The 18,343-nt window shown below is 60.3% G+C and carries 15 protein-coding genes and 1 pseudogene; 1 reads left to right on the top strand and 15 read right to left on the bottom strand.

All coding sequences use genetic code 11. The features are described from left to right. Positions 1–7 precede the first annotated feature (7 nt). The 15 genes and pseudogenes from UIB01_RS19880 to UIB01_RS19810 all read right to left on the bottom strand — a co-directional run bounded on the left by UIB01_RS19880 (position 8) and on the right by UIB01_RS19810 (position 17,073). Entirely contained in the window at positions 8–1,159 is a 1,152-nt protein-coding gene (locus UIB01_RS19880) for a GNAT family N-acetyltransferase (protein ID WP_051605120.1), read from the bottom strand. Beyond that, positions 1,152–1,859, bottom strand: a complete 708-nt coding sequence (locus UIB01_RS19875) for a GNAT family N-acetyltransferase (RefSeq protein WP_038664363.1) — start codon at positions 1,857–1,859, stop codon at positions 1,152–1,154. The genes UIB01_RS19880 and UIB01_RS19875 overlap by 8 nt, the downstream gene beginning before the upstream one ends. Next, entirely contained in the window at positions 1,856–3,781 is a 1,926-nt protein-coding gene (locus UIB01_RS19870) for a hypothetical protein (RefSeq protein WP_038664359.1), read from the bottom strand. Before UIB01_RS19870 ends, UIB01_RS19875 begins: the two co-directional genes overlap by 4 nt. Further along, positions 3,778–5,088: a lipopolysaccharide biosynthesis protein gene (locus tag UIB01_RS19865; RefSeq protein ID WP_038664357.1), complete on the bottom strand. Its 1,311-nt coding sequence runs from the start codon at positions 5,086–5,088 to the stop codon at positions 3,778–3,780. The genes UIB01_RS19870 and UIB01_RS19865 overlap by 4 nt, the downstream gene beginning before the upstream one ends. Then, positions 5,085–6,080 carry a polysaccharide deacetylase family protein gene (locus UIB01_RS19860; RefSeq protein WP_038664353.1) on the bottom strand — a complete coding sequence of 332 codons (996 nt, stop codon included), beginning with the start codon at positions 6,078–6,080 and terminating at the stop codon, positions 5,085–5,087. Before UIB01_RS19860 ends, UIB01_RS19865 begins: the two co-directional genes overlap by 4 nt. Further along, the gene (locus UIB01_RS19855; RefSeq protein WP_038664351.1) at positions 6,081–7,217 is read right to left on the bottom strand and encodes a glycosyltransferase; all 1,137 of its coding nucleotides are present in this window, start codon (positions 7,215–7,217) and stop codon (positions 6,081–6,083) included. Further along, positions 7,210–8,175 carry a glycosyltransferase family 2 protein gene (locus UIB01_RS19850; RefSeq protein ID WP_038664348.1) on the bottom strand — a complete coding sequence of 322 codons (966 nt, stop codon included), beginning with the start codon at positions 8,173–8,175 and terminating at the stop codon, positions 7,210–7,212. Before UIB01_RS19850 ends, UIB01_RS19855 begins: the two co-directional genes overlap by 8 nt. Then, positions 8,172–9,545: an O-antigen ligase family protein gene (locus tag UIB01_RS19845; protein ID WP_038664346.1), complete on the bottom strand. Its 1,374-nt coding sequence runs from the start codon at positions 9,543–9,545 to the stop codon at positions 8,172–8,174. Before UIB01_RS19845 ends, UIB01_RS19850 begins: the two co-directional genes overlap by 4 nt. Beyond that, entirely contained in the window at positions 9,542–10,651 is a 1,110-nt protein-coding gene (locus UIB01_RS19840) for a glycosyltransferase family 4 protein (protein WP_051605119.1), read from the bottom strand. Before UIB01_RS19840 ends, UIB01_RS19845 begins: the two co-directional genes overlap by 4 nt. Beyond that, entirely contained in the window at positions 10,624–12,216 is a 1,593-nt protein-coding gene (locus tag UIB01_RS19835) for a GumC family protein (protein ID WP_038666010.1), read from the bottom strand. The genes UIB01_RS19840 and UIB01_RS19835 overlap by 28 nt, the downstream gene beginning before the upstream one ends. A 14-nt stretch (positions 12,217–12,230) precedes the next feature. Further along, positions 12,231–13,232, bottom strand: a complete 1,002-nt coding sequence (locus UIB01_RS19830; protein WP_038664343.1) for a polysaccharide biosynthesis/export family protein — start codon at positions 13,230–13,232, stop codon at positions 12,231–12,233. A gap of 9 nt (positions 13,233–13,241) precedes the next feature. Beyond that, positions 13,242–13,881, bottom strand: a pseudogene (locus tag UIB01_RS19825) (CpsD/CapB family tyrosine-protein kinase). Continuing rightward, the gene (locus UIB01_RS19820; protein WP_080695140.1) at positions 13,881–14,645 is read right to left on the bottom strand and encodes a sugar transferase; all 765 of its coding nucleotides are present in this window, start codon (positions 14,643–14,645) and stop codon (positions 13,881–13,883) included. The pseudogene UIB01_RS19825 and the gene UIB01_RS19820 overlap by 1 nt, the downstream one beginning before the upstream one ends. Further along, complete coding sequence (locus tag UIB01_RS19815; protein WP_038664340.1) at positions 14,645–15,718, bottom strand: NAD-dependent epimerase/dehydratase family protein; 1,074 nt, start codon at positions 15,716–15,718, stop codon at positions 14,645–14,647. The genes UIB01_RS19820 and UIB01_RS19815 overlap by 1 nt, the downstream gene beginning before the upstream one ends. After that, the gene (locus UIB01_RS19810) at positions 15,715–17,073 is read right to left on the bottom strand and encodes a UDP-glucose dehydrogenase family protein (protein ID WP_038664337.1); all 1,359 of its coding nucleotides are present in this window, start codon (positions 17,071–17,073) and stop codon (positions 15,715–15,717) included. The genes UIB01_RS19815 and UIB01_RS19810 overlap by 4 nt, the downstream gene beginning before the upstream one ends. Positions 17,074–17,338: 265 nt before the next feature. On the opposite strand from UIB01_RS19810, the gene hslO reads away from it, so the two are divergent. Continuing rightward, positions 17,339–18,226, top strand: coding sequence for an Hsp33 family molecular chaperone HslO (gene hslO / locus UIB01_RS19805; RefSeq protein WP_038664334.1), 888 nt, complete (start codon positions 17,339–17,341; stop codon positions 18,224–18,226). Positions 18,227–18,343: the final 117 nt, after the last annotated feature.

The following is an 18,343-nucleotide window of genomic DNA, read 5'->3' as shown; positions in this document are numbered from 1 at the left end:
CAATGAATCAGCTGGACGGTTGCTTGACATCGCCATGCGCTGCGCCCCTGGCCGCACGTCGAGTGCGCCAGGTTTGCAGCTGCGGTTTGATACGCAGCCACATCCTGTAGACCAGGCCCAGTACGATGCCGCTAGGCCTGCGTGAATAAAAACTCCACCGCAGATGCTCAATTCGATCGGTCATGCGCTCATGGAGTTGGTGGCTTGATTGGTGCAGGCTTACCCGGGATGCGTCAATGTAATCCCAGCCCTCGTCCAGCCCCCAGTGGAACCACTCGTCCAGCAACAAGCGGCCGCTACCCAGCGAGGCAAACTCGGGCAGAAAGGCGAGGTTGTAGTCGTATAGCCGCCCTTGATCGAGCAGACCGAGGCGATAGCTGATGCAGCGGCCCTCAAGCGCCAATTGCACCACGCGTACCCGGCCTTCGGCCGCGAGGGCGGTGAATCCGTTGATGACCCAGTCCCGATGAGGGCCAGGGCTGAATATCCCGACCCCGTCGTCGCCTTTCCAGCTTGCCTCCTCGACCATGGCAAGTTGTTCCAGACACGGGATGATGGTCGTTGAGTTCGGTGTGATTCGCTCCACCACAGCACCGCAGGCCTGCGCCCGTTTGCGAGCACGTCGCAGCTTGTAGCGCGTATCGCCGCTTACCTCCTGACGATCCTCTTCGCTCAGTCGATGCTCCGGTACGTGGCAGCTGGTCCGTGCTTCCCATTGCCAACTATGCCGGGCCCATGGTGTAAGCAGGTTGCGATGCTCAAGGCTTGCCGGAATTTCGCTGAGCTGCAACCGCGCATGGGGGATTCGTCCGCGAATGGCCGCCAGTGCAGGCTCAAGCAGATGAACCGCATCCGCATCTAGCATCAGACCGATCCGGTCGCTCAGCGGATGGCCAAGGTGCCTGACTTCCGTCATCGTTACGCCAAGCATGCGAAGTGGGCAGCGAATCAGCGGTATGCAACCGACCAATCGCTCGCTCTGCCATAGCAGTAGCACATGCAGCTTGCATGCAGGCGAGAGTGTCTGCTCAGCAGCCCGCAGCCAGGCTAGGCGATTGAACGGTGTGGTTTGTACCAGGCGTTCGCATAGTGCTTCATAAGCTGCGGCAGGGAATGCCGCTGTGCATAGGCTCGTTTGCCATTCCAGACGTTCAGTCATCGTGTAAACGCTCCGCCGCGGCAGACTGGGGGGCTTGAGCACTGAATCGGGACTTGCGCAGGTGCTGAAGGCGCTTGCCCTTGTAACGGCTATACCTGTGAAAATGTATGCAGTTGAGTAGGCAGTAGATGTGAATGCTCTCGCCGATCTCGTCGAACCCGAGTTTTACGTGCATTTTCAGCGCGGGCTGATTACTCAAATTGACTACCGACCGCGTATGACTGAATCCCTCGGTCAGGAAGTTTTTCCACGGCTCGCGCTGCAATAGCACAGCCATGCCGGTGCCTCGATACGGCAGCGCCACTTCCCCAGCAAATTGATAAATGCGTCCTGGCGGTAGGCGTAGCCAACAGTGGTAGGTTTGGTCATCGTAATAATCATTTCGACGGAACCACGCCATTCCTATTACCTGGCCATCGGCGTCGAGATAGGCTTCACCAACGCTGTCTGAGCGGATGAGCGACAGAAGACCTGGCTTATATCGTGAGAAATGCCGATCGAACGCGGGCAACAACGCTTCGGTGATGGATGCCTTGCGCCAGGGACTCTGGCGAGGGAAGTGCGGTGCGGGCAGGTCCAATGCCCGCTCCATCCAGATCAGTTCGTCGTGGCGGTAGACATAGCGTGCCCACAGCAGCCTAGCGGTACCGAACAGGCCTTTGCGCCTGATTTTGTCGAACAGCGAGGGTGATTCCATCATGGCCGCTCCCACTCGATAGAGAACAGTGTTTCTCCCGGCAGGCTGAAGCTGACGATGTTTTGCTCACAGCGCCAATGCCCTTCGCGTGGAGTGCTGTCCGGGCCAAATAGCGTCAACCGGATTGCTCCAGCGCAGCCGATCGGTTCGGCGCGGATGTTTTGCTCCCGAGGCGTCTTGTTCACCCCCAGCACGCGCCTCCGTTCCTCACTCTCGGTAGACGCATCCAGTGCCAGAGCGTCGACCTCGAACGCATCGTTATCCATCTTCATGACGCGGGGACCCCAGTGTCTGGCGATGAACGCCTGTGCCAGTCCGACCGGCTTGAGCGAGTATTCGTCTTGACCGTCTGCGTGCAGTAAACCTTTTGGATAGTCCGGCTCATCGGCGGCCTGGAAGTAATTGATCATGTCTAGTAGGCCGTCCTGTGATGCGTTGATAACAACAGATGCCCACCACAGCGATGCGAAGTGCGTGTTCTGCTCGTAGGGGCTCAGGCTCGATCCGCTGGAAATGTTGGTCTGATCCAGAAGCAACGCCTTGCGCGGGCGAGCATTTTCATCCAGCCCGACCAGTTTCGCTGCCGCGAGAACGTTGTCTCGATAGACGCGCGTGGCGAGCAGATCGCGCACCATCCACTCGTGCCAGGCCAGTGCGTCGATGTAAGTGTCGTGGCGCGCCAGTAGTCGTTCGGCCCAGTCAGCACCAAGGCGCCGGGCGGCACCATCGCGCGTCGGTCCGTTGGTCAGGCGCGAACTGGCCGGCATCGCGATGCGAACACCGGCGGCATGGGCGGCAGTGTCGGCGCGGATGTGCCGACTGAGCGTGGCGAAATAGCGCTCGTAACTGTCGAAGTCCGGGTAGTTGAGATTCGGCTCGTCCGCAACGGATAGGTAATGCAGGCCGCCGGCGAGTGCACGGCTGTCATTCAGCCAGGCGGTCAGGCCGGCGAGGGTGGCTGTGTCGGCCTTAAGGACCGCTCTACGGCCGCTGCCGGCGAGCAAGGTGATGCTGCGCTCGATGCCGAAGCGTTGCTGGTAGAGCTGGCGAAATGGTCGCTCCCGGTCGGGCTGCCGGCTCAATACATCGACGAAACTGTAGTACCCGCCAGCGTGGGGGTTGAGTATATCCAGCGCAGCAAAGGCCGATTCCGGCGGTAGGGCGTAGGGCAATGCGATGCCGATGGCTGGGGTGGGGCCGAGGACGACATCATGCAGCTTGAGGCGAACCTCGCCTGGGTTCCAGCGTGGTGCGCGCAAATGTTCGGGGCGCTGAGCGAATAGATTGGAGGTTCCGTCCAGCCAGAAAGCTGCTTTGCCGCTGCCCTCCAGCTTCAGTTGCCAGACCTGGTTCTGCTCCGACACAGGAAGGGCGACTTGGTCGAATTCTGAGTAGGTGTCGTAGGCTCTCAGGGGCAGCTCGACTCGCTGGCCATCCGTGAGCCGTCGGGCCTGCAGCGCTTTCACACCACCATGATATTTACCAGCTAGCACGGCACGCTCGCCGGCGCGGGTCATGAAGTACAGGATCACCCCATGGCTTACGTCAGCACTGAAGTGCAGTTTCACCGGCTCGAGCATGGCAGCGACGTTGTCGGAATGGCGGATCCGGTAGTCGCGAAAACTGTATCCAGGTACCTCCAAGCGATACGGAGCGGCAGCTTCTGATAGCGTCCATTGCTGCTGCCCGCTTGTCTCGCTGGCCATGATCACCCGGTCAGCCTGCAACCGACCTTTGCCGTCGACCAGATAAAGCTGCTCAGCGTTAGCTTCCGCTTGCCAGGCCGGAACCCAGCTGATGTGCACCTGTTGGGTGTTCTGCGGATACAGATACAGAGCGCCATCGCGCAGGGCCTGCCAGCTAAGGTCGGCAGCAGCGGCGGATTCTGCCAGCAGGACGGCCAGGAACAGGATGATTCGCTTCATGGGCTGATATCTCCACCCTTTAGAAGCGGGCGCAGCCGCGCCAAATCGCTTGGCAGGATAAAGAGCGTATGAGCCAGAGATACCTGGCTGATCCGGCAATAAAGCAGCAGCATTGCCAGGCTGACCAGCAAGTAGGCTGTCGACGATGCAATGCCAGCGCCCACGATGCCTATCGACGGGATCAGCAGTAGATTGAGCAGCAGGTTGATTGCGGCACCGGCGCCCATCATCAGCGATACGCTTCCCGGTCGATTCTTGCCAAGCAGATCCAGGCGCAGGATGCTGGCATAGCACAGCCCGAACAGGCCCGGCAGCAGCGCTAGCAACGCAGGGTAGGCCGGTGCGTAGCTTTCGCCGAACAGGCTCACGATCAGCCAGTTGCCCACGAGCGCCATGCTCAGGCAGGCGGCAAGCATCACGGTGGCTGTGATACGCAGCGCGAACGGAGTGAGTTGTTCAATGCCGTCACCCTGCCTGAGCAGACGCTTCATCAATGGGGTGGTCACGGCCTCAGGTACGATCAACAGCAGTTCGGCCGCCGCTGTGGCCATCGCGTAATAGCCCAGCGCTTCGCTACCCATGAAGGCACCGATAAACAGATAGTCGGAGCGCAGCAGCACCTGCTGGAACAGCACGTCGGGATGACTCTTGCCGCTGTAACGCAGCAGTTCCCTATGGCTGCCCGTGTTCCAGCGCAGCCGCAATTGATGGAAGCGTCCAAGCCAGCACCAGCCCGCTATCGTCACGAGACCTATGCCCACCAGCCAACTGATCACCGCAGCCTGTAATGCAGCGGTTTGCCACATCCAGAAAAGGGCCAGGAACAACACCAGTGGTGCCAGCGATTCCAGCAGACGCAGGGCGTTGAAAGAGGTAACCCGGCCGTCGCCATTGTGTAGCGTCAACAGCCCACTCTTGAGAATGATCAACGGCACGGCCAGCAGCAGGATCCAGATCAGCGGCCCCAGCTGTTGGGACGCGTCCAGCGCCGAACCGAACTGATCGACGATCAGCACACCGCACAGTGTCAGTAGCCCGGCAGCAAGGCAGCCGAACACCAGCACCTGAGTGAGCAGCAGGCCCATGGGGCGCTGTTGGGCGGCCTGGTAGCCCAGCGCCGTATTGAGGCCCCCACTGGTGAGCGCTGCAAGCAGGTCCGGCAAGGCACTCAGCAGTGCGAACAAACCGCGCTCGGCCGGGCCCAGGACTCTTGCCAGCAGCACATTGCGCAGCAGTCGCAGCCCGATCATGGCCAGGCGCGTTGCCACGCTCAGCGCCAGGTGGCGCAGATACTGGTTGCGGCTCATTGCGCCAGGCTCCGCATCAACCGCCAGGCAAATAGCCCGGGGTGTCGAGCCATTTGATGACTGACGCCGATGCGGGCCAGCGCTAGCGGATCATCGTTGTCGCGACAGGGCCCAGGACGAGTGCTAAGGGCGTGGCGATATCCGAGCTGCGCGACCGCTTGTCGGACACGAGCGTCGTGATCTCCATTGGGGTAGCAGTAGATCGGTAGCGGCGCTAGACAATGGGTCGCGAGATCCCGATGGCTACGCTGCAGGTCTTCGGCCAAGGTTGCGTCGTTCATTTGCGTGAGAATCCCGTGACGCGATCCGTGCGGGCCGAAGCGTACCCAGCCAGAGCGTTCCAGCTCGGCAACCTGTTCCCAGTCCATCGCGTGTTGCGTTTCTTGTGGGCACACGTCGGCCAAACCTTGCAGCGTGGCGGCCGGCAGGGTCTTGAGCGATTGCAGATAGTGCGCCAGGAATTGGCTGCGGCGTCGCTCAGACAAGTTGTCAAAGCCGGCCGGCAAAGGCGCCGCGCCGGATTCGGCTAACCGCGCCTGCAATAGCCGACGGCCCGGTGCGCCAGGATTGGCCCAAAGCGTCTCGCCGATGCTTTCCCACCAGAAGCCTCGAGTACTACCGATGAAGTCTGTCGAGAGGAAAATGCTCGCGGGTACGCGATAACGCGCAAGTAACGGGTAGGCCACTTCTGCGTTATCGCGCCAGCCGTCATCGAACGTCAGGGTGACCCGAGCGCGGCCGTCGCAAGGCGCGGCGAGCAGCTCTCCGAGCGGAACGCATGCGAAATGTTGCTGCAACCAGGCGAGCAAGCGGCCGAATGCGGATTGACCGATGCAGAGCTCAGCACGGTGAGGCAGGGCGGCTGCATTGTCGTCGGCGAGTACGCGGTGCAGCATCAGAATCAGCCTTACACCACGGAGTTTGCGCCGCCCGCCGGGGCTGTTGAACTGAAGCCAGCCGATTGTGGCTTTGCACGCTTTAGAAGGGGTCATTTAGCGATTCTGCTGGGGATTCCACTGCTGATAGCTGTGTCCCCTGAGGAATTGCCAGAGGCCACCGCACATCCCGGCCATCGTGATGAGCAGGAAAGCCGCCAACCGGAATGGCTTAGGCAGAATGCCTCGCGTGTCCAACAATCCAAGCAGGCCGACTGCGTAGCCAGCCAGCTGTGCGATCAGGAAGAACCGATAGAATGGCCCGCTCCCCTGCAGCCATAAGCTGCTGAGCAGCAGGGGAACGAGCAGGGTCGGGGCTAGTCGACGAATCAGTTTATGGCTCACAAGCGCTATCGAATAGAAACCATGGCGTAACGGATTCATCAGCGTGCGGCGACAGGCCAGGCTCTGCAGCCCCCCGACGGTGACGCGCAGCCTCCGCCGAAACTGTTTGCCAGCCTCGTCCACACCTTGGTCGAGCACGACTGCGTCGTCGGCATAGACGATACGTTTCCCGGCCATTGGCGCACAGGTACTGAGGAAAAAATCATCGTTGACCTGTCCTGGCACTGGCTGGAATAGCTCGCTACGCAACGCAAGCAGCGCGCCGTCTGCGGATACCATGCAGCCGGTGCGGTTTTCGGCGCGGCGCAGCCACGCTTCGTAGTGACGGTACAGGCTGTCGCCCAAGCTCAGCGAATGCCCCGGATCGGGAATTATCATCTGGCCGCCGACGCAGCCTACGTCTGGGTCCGCCAGCGGAGCCAGTAACCGACCGAGGGTATGTTCGTTCCACTGGTTGTCGGCATCGGTGAACACCAGAACCTCACCGTCTGCCAGTGCGACGGCGGCATTAATCGCGGCGGCCTTACCGCCGCGCGGCAGATCCAGCACTTGGATGCGCGGGTCCTCCAGCGCACGGGCACGGCTGACGGTGTCATCGCTCGAGCCATCACTGGCAACGATGATTTGCATACGATCAGCCTGGTGGGCCTGGGTCAGCAGCGTCCGTAGCTTCTGCTCGATGTGAGCCTCTTCGTTGTGCGCTGCGATGATCACGCTTACTGACAGCGGCTCGCTCGCTGGTACCGGTTTGGTCGGGGTGAGCCGCGCGAGCAGAGCTAGGGTCAGCGGGTAACCCAGATAGGCATAGGCCGGTAGTAACAGGCATAGCCAGAATACGAAATCAGCCACGGGCAGGTCTCCTGGCGGTCCAATTGAACAGGCTAAGCAGGAATGCCCCGCCAGCAAGATGCAGGCGCAACCAGTGCAGAATCCACAGTTGCAGCGTCAGAGAAAGGTCGCGCTGACGGGCGCTTTGGCGAAGGCTAAGCAGCAATGCCGGCACTGTACTGAGCGACCCGCTGATCAATGCGAGAGGGAGCAGACCACCAAGGGCGGCGGACAGCGCGAGCAATGTCGGCAGCCAGTTGCTCAGCGCAAGCAATGGAAAACGCAGCAGGCGCCAGCGGGGGTGCCCCTGATTGTTCATTAACTGCCAATGGCTGCCCTGGCGCCAGAGCTCCTTGCCGAACCACTCGTGCCAGCTGCCTTCGTAGCCCCAATGCAATACGGTTGGCGATTTCAGCATCAGCTGACGCGCGCCCAAATGATGTAGGCGCAGCCCGAGGTCTTTATCCTCTCCTGTGCGCAACTGTTCGTCGAAGCCGCCGGTGGCCTCGAATGCCTCGCGGGTCAGGCAAAGGTTGGCGCTGGGTAGCCAGTTAGGACGAAGCTCAGCAGTGGCTGGCAGGCTGCGGCGCTGCCAGGCGCAGGCATACCAAGGTGCCTGCGCCGGCGTATCGCAGGCCAGGGCGAGCACGTCGGCATCCCCACGTTCATTGCGCGATATCCACTGCTTTAGCCAATCGAGCGGAACTTCGATGTCTGCGTCGAGAAAGGCCAGGCCTTCATATCGGGCAGCAGCAGCGCCGCGGTTGCGGAGCGCGCCGATATGAAGGCCTGGGTGGTGCAATACACGTGCTCCTGCCGCCTCGGCGAGCGCAGGCCCCCCGTCGTGCGAGCCGTTGTCTACCACGATGAGTTCGCAGGCAACTCCTGCGGCATCGGCCGCGGCCCGTGCAGCTTGCAGGGTCCGAATTATGTGCCGGGCCTCGTCGAACATGGGAATGACGACGCTGACACCGTTCATACCAGCTGCCTCATGCGGGCGAGCCGAGCTTCAGCCTCGAGCCGCAAGTAGCCGGAAAGGCCCAGCATGATCCATAGATATTTGTGGTTGGGGGCACTGAGGAACATCAGGAACAATGCCATCGCCAGAAAACTTAGGGCCAAGTGGGTGGCTAGGTCGGCTCGCTCGGCATCTCCGCAGGCTTGCGACGCCTGTCGTGCTCGTTCGAAGTTGCGAAGGCCGAGCAAGATCAGTGCAGCGAACAGCAAACCGCCGGGGATGCCGACCTCGCTGAAAATCTCCAGATAGGTGTTGTGTGCGCGACGGTAGAGATCGGCGGTGCCGGCCTCCTCCGAAAATGCCTTGGCGAAGCCGGTCGCGGCATAGTGCACTGGGAAGGTCCCAGGACCGCTGCCGGCCAGCGGATTATCACGGATCATCTGGCTGCCAACGACCAGGTACGAGGCACGACGCCCGAGCGAAGCATCCTGATGAGCGTTAATGCCAGATTTGAGTTCGACAAGGGATTTGATACGTGCCACGTAGTCGGCCGGCAGGGACATCAGACCCAGCGGTATCACAATGGCCGCTCCCAAGAGGACGAAACCCAGATGTCGCGAGCGGATTTGGCGCAGTTCGGCGCGATGATGCCAGAGCCCGATCAACAAGCAGCCGACCAGCACCACCAGTCCGGAGCGGGAGTCGGTCTTGGTCATTCCAGCCAGCAGCAACAGGGTGACAGCCAGCCAAGCCACCCTTGCCAGCAGGTGGGGCGCGCGCAACGCGAGCCAGGCGGACATCGGCGCGGCGAAGGCGATCAGCAATGCAAAATAATTGGCATCTTCGAGCAGGCCGATTGCCCGACCGCCGATCTGGTGCTTGGCCGATATCAGCGCCAGGGCGCAGGTCGCAGCCACGCTCAACGATACCAGCCTGAATAGCATCTTAATGTTCAGTTCAGCGGCGACCAGCACGGTAATGACGAACAACGCAAGGCCCACGGCCAGCTCACGCAGGTGGCCTAGAGAAAGGTCGTATCGCTCGCTGAACATCAGGCTGATCAGATAGGCGAGCAGGAACAGGGCGAGCGGCCGCCAGAGATTGTTTCGCAGGCGCTCGTCAGGCAACTGTCGCAACAGCAGCTGCAGTGCAAGGATGACGATCATTGAGGCGCCAAGCAGCTTAGCCCCGGTGAAGTCGCTGCCCTTGAACAGACCTTCGAACGGCACCAGCGCAGCGATACCGAGTAACCCCCAGGCGGGGCGGCGATAGAGCCCCGCCAGCCCCGCCAGTCCGACTATCACGACAGGCGAGAGGAAGGGCCACGGGCTCGCCAGTAGTCCTAGGCAAATCAGTGCCAGCGCGCCGCCCACGGCTACTGTTGCGATCATCCTGTCAGCCCTCTGGCGCGGTAGTACAGCTGCGACCAGCGCTCCGCGAGCACGGGAAGATGGTAGCGGCTGCGCTGCGTCGCTTGTGCCTGGGCGGAAAGGCGCCCGGCAAGCCCAGGCTCACAGACCAGACGTTCGATTTGCCTGGCAAGGGATGCGACGTCGCCAGGTATCGCCAGCAGTCCGTCGTGCTCGTCGCTAAGCATGTCCGGTATGCCACCGACCCCAAACGCGGCAACCGGCGTCCCGGCCTGCATGGCCTCGAGCAGGATCATTGGGGTGCCTTCGGTACGCGAGCTAATCACCAGCACCGACAGACGAGATAGCCATGCCGGCATGTCCTGCTGATAGCCGAGCAAGCGGATACGCTCTGCCAGGCCGGCATCGTCAATCCGAGCCTGTAGAGTTTCGCGTTCCTCGCCATCGCCCAATACAACGGCATGCCAGTCTGGATGGCTTAGACACAGTGGAATCAGCGCATCGAGAAAGAGGTCGGGTCCTTTCTCGGCGCTAAGACGGCCGGCATAGCCGATCAGCGGCGTGTCTGCGTTTGTTCCGGCCGGTATCGAGGCTGTCTCGGGGAGGCCATTGGGAATTACGTGTAGCTTGTCCCTGTGAACGCCAGCTGCACGATGTATGCGCTCAATGCTGTCAGCCACGCAGACGATCTGGCGTACTTGAGGAAGACGGCACAGCTGCAAGCTGGCCCAGGTGTAGAACCGTTGCTTGCGACTGCGTGGGGTAAAGCCGTGCTGCGTGGTCACCAGCGGCAGGCTGTACAGAGCGGCAGCGATCGAGCCGAAAATCATCCCCTTGAAGTTATGGGTGTTGATTAAGGGCTGCTCGGTGCGGCGCTGACGCACGTGGCGCAGTAGCTCCGTCAGGTTTCGGCAGGCGAGGCTGTCTACACCTGCCTGGCGAAAGCGCTCGATTAACGCGACGGGTGCGTCGAGAAACACAACCTGATGCTGGCCAGGCGTACCCTGACAATGATCCAGCAGCATACGTTCCGCGCCGTAGAAGCCGCTGCTGCTGATCAAATGAATGATCGGCAGCGTCGCTGGCTGTTCCACTTCGGTCACTGCCGTATCCAGTACCAGACCCATGGCCAACTCCAGGCTTTCGGTGCGGTAGGCTGAGGAACCTCTTTCTCGTTGATCACGATCAGGACCGGAAGGCCCAGATGCTCCGTCAACTGTGCCGGATGCTTGAAGCGATGGTCGAAGAACTCGCGCAGGTATCCGAGCGACACGGCGAGCATCAGCCCGGTCAACAGGCCTAGCGGCAGGATCAGCATAGGCTTGGGAAAGGCCGGCTCTGACGGTTCGTACGGCCAGCTGAGCACTCGGGCATTGGACGCACTGCCATCGAGCAGTCCTTGCGAGCGGCTCTCCTCATAGCGCTGTGTATAGGTGAAGAACGCCTTATGCAGCGCATCGATCTCAGTATCAAACAGGCGAAGTTGCGCCTGGACGTTCTGCAGGTCACTTACGCGAGCCTTGTATTCGTCGATGCGTTCAGTTTTCTGTGCAATGACCTTTTGCAACGTCGCGAGCTCGCTGTTGCGCTCGAGAATGCGGTTCTCCACGACGTTCAGGAATTGGTCGCGTGTGCGAGCAATGCGCTCGCGTTGTTGTTGCACCGGCAGGCTGTTTTCCTGGAACGAGGCGGTAGCATTGCCATAGTTGCTGACCTGGTCGATCAGCTTTTCGCCGAGCTGTTTGATTTCGCGGTCTTCGTAGGCGGCATTGTCCACCGTGTGGGTGAAGGTGAACGGAAAGGTGGCGTCATTGAAGCTGGCCTTGCGGGCCGCCCTGAGATTGCTGTTGAGGTAGTCGAGCCAGCGCTGATTTTCAAGGAAACGGTCACGGTAAAGATTCAACGCCTGCTCTTCTGTATTGATTGCGTTCAGGCGAAAGGTGATCTCTTCCTTGGGGTCAGACGCGCCGATGCTTTCTAGCAGACTTCTGCGGCGCTGTTCGAGCTCGCCAATGCGGACCTGGTACTGGCTCTTTTTCTGCTCGAAAAAGGACTCGGGCAAGTCGCTGGACTGCAGGTTCTGACGACTCTTGAGGTAGTTTTCCAATAAGCGGGTGACTAGCCTGGTGCCCAGCTCGGGATCGGCAAAGCTGTAGCTCACCGAGATGACGTTGGATCCGGGCAGGGTCTCGACGGTCAGTGCGGCGCGCGCCTGCTCGGTCAAGGCGTCGACGGTACCGTCGCGCACTGGATCGATCTCAAGCCCTACGGCGCTTCGCAAGGGGTTAATGACATGCTCGCGCAGTGGATTGGCGACGTAGGTGCGCAGCGGATTTAGCGCCAATGTATGAAGGATGCCTTGGCTCGGGCTGTACACACCTTCCTGATGCAGCTGGCGAACCGTTTCGCGCATCAACGAGGGCGAACGAAGAATGTTGCTTTCCGTTTCCATATCGGCCAGCGACGGCGGTAGGAACTTGTCCGTCTCCTGGCTAAGCGCGGTGTTGGCATCGCTCTGGGGCAGCTTCTTGGATTGCACCAACACTTCGGCTGTGATGTCGAAGGTCTGCTTGAGCAGCAGCGGCATCATTAGCGTGATAACAGCGAATACCAAGAAGACCCGTTTGATGACCTGCCGGTTGGCAAAGAAAATGCGCAGAAACTCATGCAGATAATTTTCTTTCGGGGACATGACCTGCAACCTGTTCAATTGTCGTCATCCTTATTGTCGACCCGGTATGAGAAGCCGAAGCCGACTCCGTTGAACAGCAGCACATCAGCAACCTGTCGGCTGATCTCCCCCGCCCGCGCAAGCTTGGTCTTGGGCACGTAGAGCAAATCGTCCGGTTGCAGGTAGGCAAAGGTATCGGCCGAGGCGTCAAGTGCTTTGCCAACGTCGTACAGTCGCGCTTCCATCTGGTCGCCTTTGCGCCGCATGATCACTACCGAGTCCAGGCGAGCCAGCGGGTTGGCGCCATGTGCCAGGGTCAGCGCCTCAAGCACCGAGACCGGCCGACGGATCGGATACACGCCAGGCTGGGTCACTTCACCGAGTACAAATATCTCGTTTGCGCTGGTGCTCTTGAGTAACGCGTCCACTTGCACGTTGGCTGCATGTGCGGCGTAGCGCTCGTTGAGGGTGGTGTTGAGTTGGGCGAGCGTCATGCCCTGGAGCGCAACAGCGCCGATGAGCGGAAACATGGCGCGGCCGTCCGAGCCCACGGTGATTTCTCGGCTCAGTCCGGTAGCGGGATGGTTCAGCGTCAGACGGAGGTTTTCTTCCGCGGTAAGCGGACGGGGTACCGACAGCGATACAACGGGGCGTTTGAGAATCGCCTGATAGCTACCGATGACCTTGTCCTGGGCCTGCAAAGCTGTCATGCCGGCGATTGCCAGCGTACCGACATAAGGCAGCTCGATGGTGCCGTCGGGCATGACCAGTTTGGTGCCGCTGAGCTCCGGTGCGGTGAGGAAGTTGATCTCCACCTGATCACCAGGCTGGATGCGGTAGGGCCGCACGCTGGTATGGTCGATGTAGAAGATCAAGTCCAGAACGTCCTGAGGGCGCAGCGTTTTTTCAATTGTGAACACCTCAGTGCGCAGTGCGTCGGAAGGGGCTGCCGTCACAATTTCCGCGGGCATGTGCTGGACTGCTGGGCTGGAGCAGCCGGCTAAAGCCAGAAGCAGGGGTACCGATTTGAAATTCATGATGGCGCCTCAGAGGTGGTCATAGACCCATTTGGGCATGTAGTACTTGCGTGCGTTGAACACGCTCCCCATCAATTTGGCACCAGCCAGCGCCAGGCGCTGCGGCCTGGGCGACTTCCCAGCGGGTTTCTTCGGCGCGCACCACCAGGATGACGCCGTCGACCAGTGAACCTATGGTCAGCGTGTCGCCGCCGGTGTAGACAGCTTCACCATCAATCACCACGAAGCGGTAGCGCTCGCTGAGCTGTGCAAGAAGCTGCCGCAACTGCTCAGTCGAAAGCCCCCGGCTGTCACTGCTGCGCTGCCCCAGAGGCAGCAGGTCGAACGAATTGGCGGGCAGCTCCGTCAGGCAATCATCCAGCGCAGTTATGTGACCCGCCGCTAGGTCCAGGAAGCCCGGACGCTCTTGCAGACCGAGCTGACATGTGACGCTGTTGGCCGAGAGGCTCGCATCAATCAGTAGCACCTTTCCGGTACAGGCAGAAGCAAGCTGGTGAGCCATGGTGATGGCACTGGTCGTCACACCGCAGCCTTTATTGGCGCTGGTCAATAGCAATACCTGCTGCTGTTGATCGAGCACGGTGGAGGCGATGTTGATTTCGCTCGGAGTGGTGACGTCCAGACGGATGGTTGGGAGTGAACCGTCCATTAGCTTGCTCCATGGCCGCTGACGACCTTGAAAGGGGTTTTGAGTAGGATTTTTAGGTCGAGCCAGGGGCTTTGTTGGGAGATATAGGCCAGATCAAGCGCAACTCGGTCATCGAAGTCGATTTCACTGCGGCCGGATATCTGCCAGAGCCCAGTGATGCCGGGATAGATGCTTAGCCGTCCCAGGTGATGGTTGTGATAGCGATGTGCGTCGAATGAGGTCGGGCGTGGCCCCACCAGGCGCATGTCCCCGCGTACTACGTTGAGTAGGTTGGGTAGTTCATCGAGACTGGAGCGTCGAAGCCATTGCCCTATGGCGGTCACCCGAGGATCGCGGTCGATCTTGAAGTCGACCGAGCCTGCACCATGCTTGTTCAGGTGCCGTAGGCTCTCTTTCAGCTCTTCGGCGTTCACGACCATGGTCCGGAACTTGACCATGCCGAAACGGCGGCCGCGAAAGCCGGTGCGTTGCTGAATAAAAAAAACTGGTCCCTGGCTCGTAAGCTTGATGCTCGCCGCAACCATGACCAGCAGCGGCGACAGCACGATCAACATCACGACAGCACATAGGGCTTCGGTCACGCGCTTGGTGCGCGAAAGGCTCCAAGGGGTCCCTCCAGGCCGACCTAGAAGCCAGCCGCGTTGCTGGAGCAGGACGGCAGCGTCGATTTTATCGCGCAGGGCCGGGCTACGGCGCTTTTCCCAGCTCGGCAGCTCCTCTCGGGCGCTCGGGTCAGGCACCAATGTCTCCGCAGGCGTCTCCATCATGCTATCTCTCCTTTAGGTTCGAGCGAGCAGGCTTGTTCGTTGACTACCGGTATGTTGAGCGGACGAAGGTAGTAGCTACGGAACCATGCGACGAAGTGTGCGAGCCCTTCATCCAGGGAGGTTTGCGGTGTGAAGCCGATAGCCTCTTCCAGTGCACTGGCGTCCGCACAGGTATTGATCACGTCACCTGGTTGCAATGGCAGCAACTGCAGCTGGGCCTGCAGGCCCAGCAGACGGGCCAGGGTGTCGACGTAGACGCGTAGATGAACAGGGCGGTTGCCGCCGATGTTGTAGAGGCGCCAAGGCGCCGCGCTGGTCGAAGGGTCAGGGTCCCCGTGATTCCAGTATTGATTGGCACTAGGTGGTTGCGGCAGCAGGCGCACCAGGCTTTCGACGATGTCGTCGATGTAGGTAAAGTCCCGCTGATGTTCGCCGTGGTTGAAAAGCTTCAATGGCTGTCCATGGCTGATAGCACTGGCGAACAGCATGGGTGACATGTCTGGCCGGCCCCAGGGGCCATATACCGTGAAGAAGCGCAGGCCGGTTGCGGGGATGCCGAACAGGTGGCTGTAGCTGTGTGCCATCGCTTCGTTGGCCTTCTTGCTGGCGGCGTACAGCGACAAAGGGTGGTCGGTATTGTGCCGCTCGGAGTAAGGCGTGCAGTGGTTGGCGCCGTATACCGAGCTGGACGACGCGAAGATCAGATGTTGCACTGGATGGCGGCGGCAGGCCTCCAACAGGTTTAGGAACCCTGCAAGGTTGCTATCCAGATAAGCGCGCGGGTTGTCCAGCGAATAGCGCACGCCCGCCTGGGCAGCGAGGTGGATGACTGCGTCCGGACGATGCTTGGCAAAAAGCCGTTCGAGTTCGTCGTGGTCTTCGACATCGATACGGTACAGCGGGAAGTCGCCAGCTGCTTCCTGCACCCACCGCACCCGTGCTTCCTTTAGCTGCGGGTCATAATAATCGTTGAAGTTATCCAGACCGATAACCTCATGGCCCTCTCGCAGCAGGCGCAGAGTGGTATGCGCGCCTATGAACCCGGCCGCTCCAGTAACTAACGTCTTCATGCTGGGACCGATGCGCTCGAAGGGCGGATATAGGGTAAGCCAATGCCGATGTAATGCAGCCCGGCGCGTGCCAGCTGCTGTGGGTTGAACAGGTTGCGGCCGTCGATAACCAGTCGCGCGCGAAGCTTTTTCCTCAGCTCGTCAAAATCGACTACACGAAACGCCTTCCACTCGGTGCAGATCACGAGAGCATCGGCATCCTGCAAGGTGTCATCCCGGGTTGCGCAAAGTTCGAGGTCATTCCTGTAGCCGTAGATGCGGCGGCACTCAGTCATGGCCTCCGGATCGAAGGCGCGCACGCGGGCGCCTTCTGCCCAGAGCGCTTCCATGAGATAGCGACTCGGTGCTTCGCGCATATCGTCGGTATTGGGTTTGAACGCCAGACCCCAGACCGCGATAGATTTACCGGCCAGCCCTTCGGGAAATTGGGCTTTTAGTTTGTGCAGAAGGAGCTGCCGCTGATCGTCGTTGATCCGCGTGACAGTCCTGAGCAGACGTGGCTCGATTCCGTTTTCTTCCGCGGTATGGATCAGAGCCTTCAGGTCCTTCGGGAAGCACGAACCGCCGAAGCCACATCCGGGATAAATGAAGTGATAACCGATTCTTGGATCAGAGCCGATACCCTTTCGTACCGCCTCGATGTCCACGCCTAGGCTTTCCGCCAGGCTGGCCAGCTCGTTCATAAAGCTGATGCGGGTGGCGAGCATCGCGTTGGCCGCGTACTTGACCAACTCGGCGCTGCGGTTGTCCATGTAGGTGGTGCGTTCGTGGTTGCGGTTGAATGGCGCGTACAGCTCGGCCATTTGCGCCTGAGCGATCGGGTCCTGGCTACCGATGATGATGCGGTCGGGGCGGCTGCAGTCGGCGACTGCGCTGCCTTCCTTCAGGAATTCGGGGTTGGACACGACGTAAGCGTTCAGATGAGTTTTATCGCGCGCATCGAGCGTTGCGCGTGTTTCCATTCTGACCTTGTCTGCAGTGCCAACCGGTACGGTGGACTTGATCACAAGGGTGCGGTCTTGCTCCATCATCCCTGCGATCTGGCGGGCAACACTTAGGACGTGTTGCAGGTCCGCAGAGCCGTCTTCATTCGGCGGTGTGCCCACGGCGATGAAGATCACTTTTCCGTGGGCTACGGCATCGCTTGCTTGGGTGGTGAAATGTAAGCGCCCAGCCTTGATGTTCTCCTCGAGCAAAGCGGCTAGACCTGGCTCATGGATAGAAGGAATGCCCTGCCGCAGCTGAACTATTTTCCGGTCGTCTATGTCCACACATATGACTTGGTGACCTACATCAGCCAGAACGGCAGCTTGAACGAGGCCCACATAACCAGAACCAAAGACGCTAACTTCCATGATGCACCTTGGACGCCAATGTTTGACATCAAAACAATATCACTGGCCAGAAGCCATGATGATTGTATTTTGTGCGCTGGTAGCCTTTAAGTGACGCACTTGTGGCGCCTTTTTGTTGACAAGGCTGGTAAGTTCTGGGTTGCTTGGTGTCGGGTCGTCCTATAAGGAGATAAGGGGCCCATATTGGCGCAGGGTGGGCTTGACCTTGGAGGTGATCGAAGCTGGCTCTAGAATGCGCCATTAATTCTAGGTACGAGCGTTCAGCATGCCCGATCAAACCCAGCGTTTTCTCTTCGATGATTCCGATGTTCGCGGCGAGATTGCCACGCTCGAGGAAAGCTACCAGCACGTACTGGCCAAGCACAGCTATCCCGAACCGGTCGCGCAACTGCTCGGCGAGCTGCTGGCGGCTGCGGCGCTGCTGGTCGGTACGCTTAAGTTCGATGGACTGCTGATTCTCCAGGCGCGTTCCAGCGGCGCCGTTCCGCTGCTCATGGTCGAGTGCTCCAGTGCACGCGAAGTGCGTGGCATCGCGCGCTATCACGCCGAGCAGATCCATCCAGGCGCAACCCTGGGCGAGCTGATGCCCGAAGGCATGCTGGCGATTACCGTCGATCCGGCCAATGGTCAGCGCTATCAGGGCATCGTCGGCCTCGACGGGGTCAACCTGGCGGCCTGTCTGACCGATTACTTCGCGGCCTCCGAACAGCTGCCGACGCGTTTCTGGCTGAACGCTGACAGCCGCCGCGCCTGTGGACTGCTATTGCAGCAGCTGCCGGCCGATCGCATCAAGGATGCCGAGGAGCGCGACGCCAGCTGGGAGCACTTGCGGACCCTGGCCGATACCCTGACCGCGGAAGAACTGCTGGGCCTGGACAGCGAAACGCTGCTGCATCGCCTCTATCATCAGGAACAGCTGCGCCTGTTCGATGCGCTGCCGATCCGTTTCCGCTGTAGCTGTTCGCGCGAGCGTTCGGCCCGTGCGCTGATCAGCCTCGGCGAGGAGGATGCGCAGAAGCTGGTGGCCGAGCAGGGCGGTGCGGTTAGCATCGATTGCCAGTTCTGCAACGAGAAATACACCTATGACGCCGCCGATGTCGCCCAGCTATTCGCTGGCGGCGGCAGCGACAGCCCATCGGATACCCGCCACTGAGCGTCGTGAGCTGCGCGGCAGCTTGCCGTTGAGCGTCGATACGGTGAGGGATGAGGCGGGGATGGATCGGTAGGCAGGCAATGAACTATTTGGCCATCACGGCCTCATACCCAGCGC

Source organism: Stutzerimonas decontaminans (genome assembly GCF_000661915.1).
In the GTDB taxonomy this organism is placed as follows: domain Bacteria; phylum Pseudomonadota; class Gammaproteobacteria; order Pseudomonadales; family Pseudomonadaceae; genus Stutzerimonas; species Stutzerimonas decontaminans.
The sequence above is the reverse complement of the archived record's forward strand: the minus strand, read 5'-3'. Positions and strand labels throughout refer to the sequence as shown.

Bases quoted from the DNA above. Each gene is read 5' to 3' on its own strand.
- UIB01_RS19880 (WP_051605120.1), bottom strand. From the start codon at position 1,159: ATGACTGAACGTCTGGAATGGCAAACGAGCCTATGCACAGCGGCATTC.
- UIB01_RS19875 (WP_038664363.1), bottom strand. From the start codon at position 1,859: ATGATGGAATCACCCTCGCTGTTCGACAAAATCAGGCGCAAAGGCCTG.
- UIB01_RS19870 (WP_038664359.1), bottom strand. From the start codon at position 3,781: ATGAAGCGAATCATCCTGTTCCTGGCCGTCCTGCTGGCAGAATCCGCC.
- UIB01_RS19865 (WP_038664357.1), bottom strand. From the start codon at position 5,088: ATGAGCCGCAACCAGTATCTGCGCCACCTGGCGCTGAGCGTGGCAACG.
- UIB01_RS19860 (WP_038664353.1), bottom strand. From the start codon at position 6,080: ATGACCCCTTCTAAAGCGTGCAAAGCCACAATCGGCTGGCTTCAGTTC.
- UIB01_RS19850 (WP_038664348.1), bottom strand. From the start codon at position 8,175: ATGAACGGTGTCAGCGTCGTCATTCCCATGTTCGACGAGGCCCGGCAC.
- UIB01_RS19845 (WP_038664346.1), bottom strand. From the start codon at position 9,545: ATGATCGCAACAGTAGCCGTGGGCGGCGCGCTGGCACTGATTTGCCTA.
- UIB01_RS19840 (WP_051605119.1), bottom strand. From the start codon at position 10,651: ATGGGTCTGGTACTGGATACGGCAGTGACCGAAGTGGAACAGCCAGCG.
- UIB01_RS19835 (WP_038666010.1), bottom strand. From the start codon at position 12,216: ATGTCCCCGAAAGAAAATTATCTGCATGAGTTTCTGCGCATTTTCTTT.
- UIB01_RS19830 (WP_038664343.1), bottom strand. From the start codon at position 13,232: ATGAATTTCAAATCGGTACCCCTGCTTCTGGCTTTAGCCGGCTGCTCC.
- UIB01_RS19820 (WP_080695140.1), bottom strand. From the start codon at position 14,645: ATGGAGACGCCTGCGGAGACATTGGTGCCTGACCCGAGCGCCCGAGAG.
- UIB01_RS19815 (WP_038664340.1), bottom strand. From the start codon at position 15,718: ATGAAGACGTTAGTTACTGGAGCGGCCGGGTTCATAGGCGCGCATACC.
- UIB01_RS19810 (WP_038664337.1), bottom strand. From the start codon at position 17,073: ATGGAAGTTAGCGTCTTTGGTTCTGGTTATGTGGGCCTCGTTCAAGCT.
- hslO (WP_038664334.1), top strand. From the start codon at position 17,339: ATGCCCGATCAAACCCAGCGTTTTCTCTTCGATGATTCCGATGTTCGC.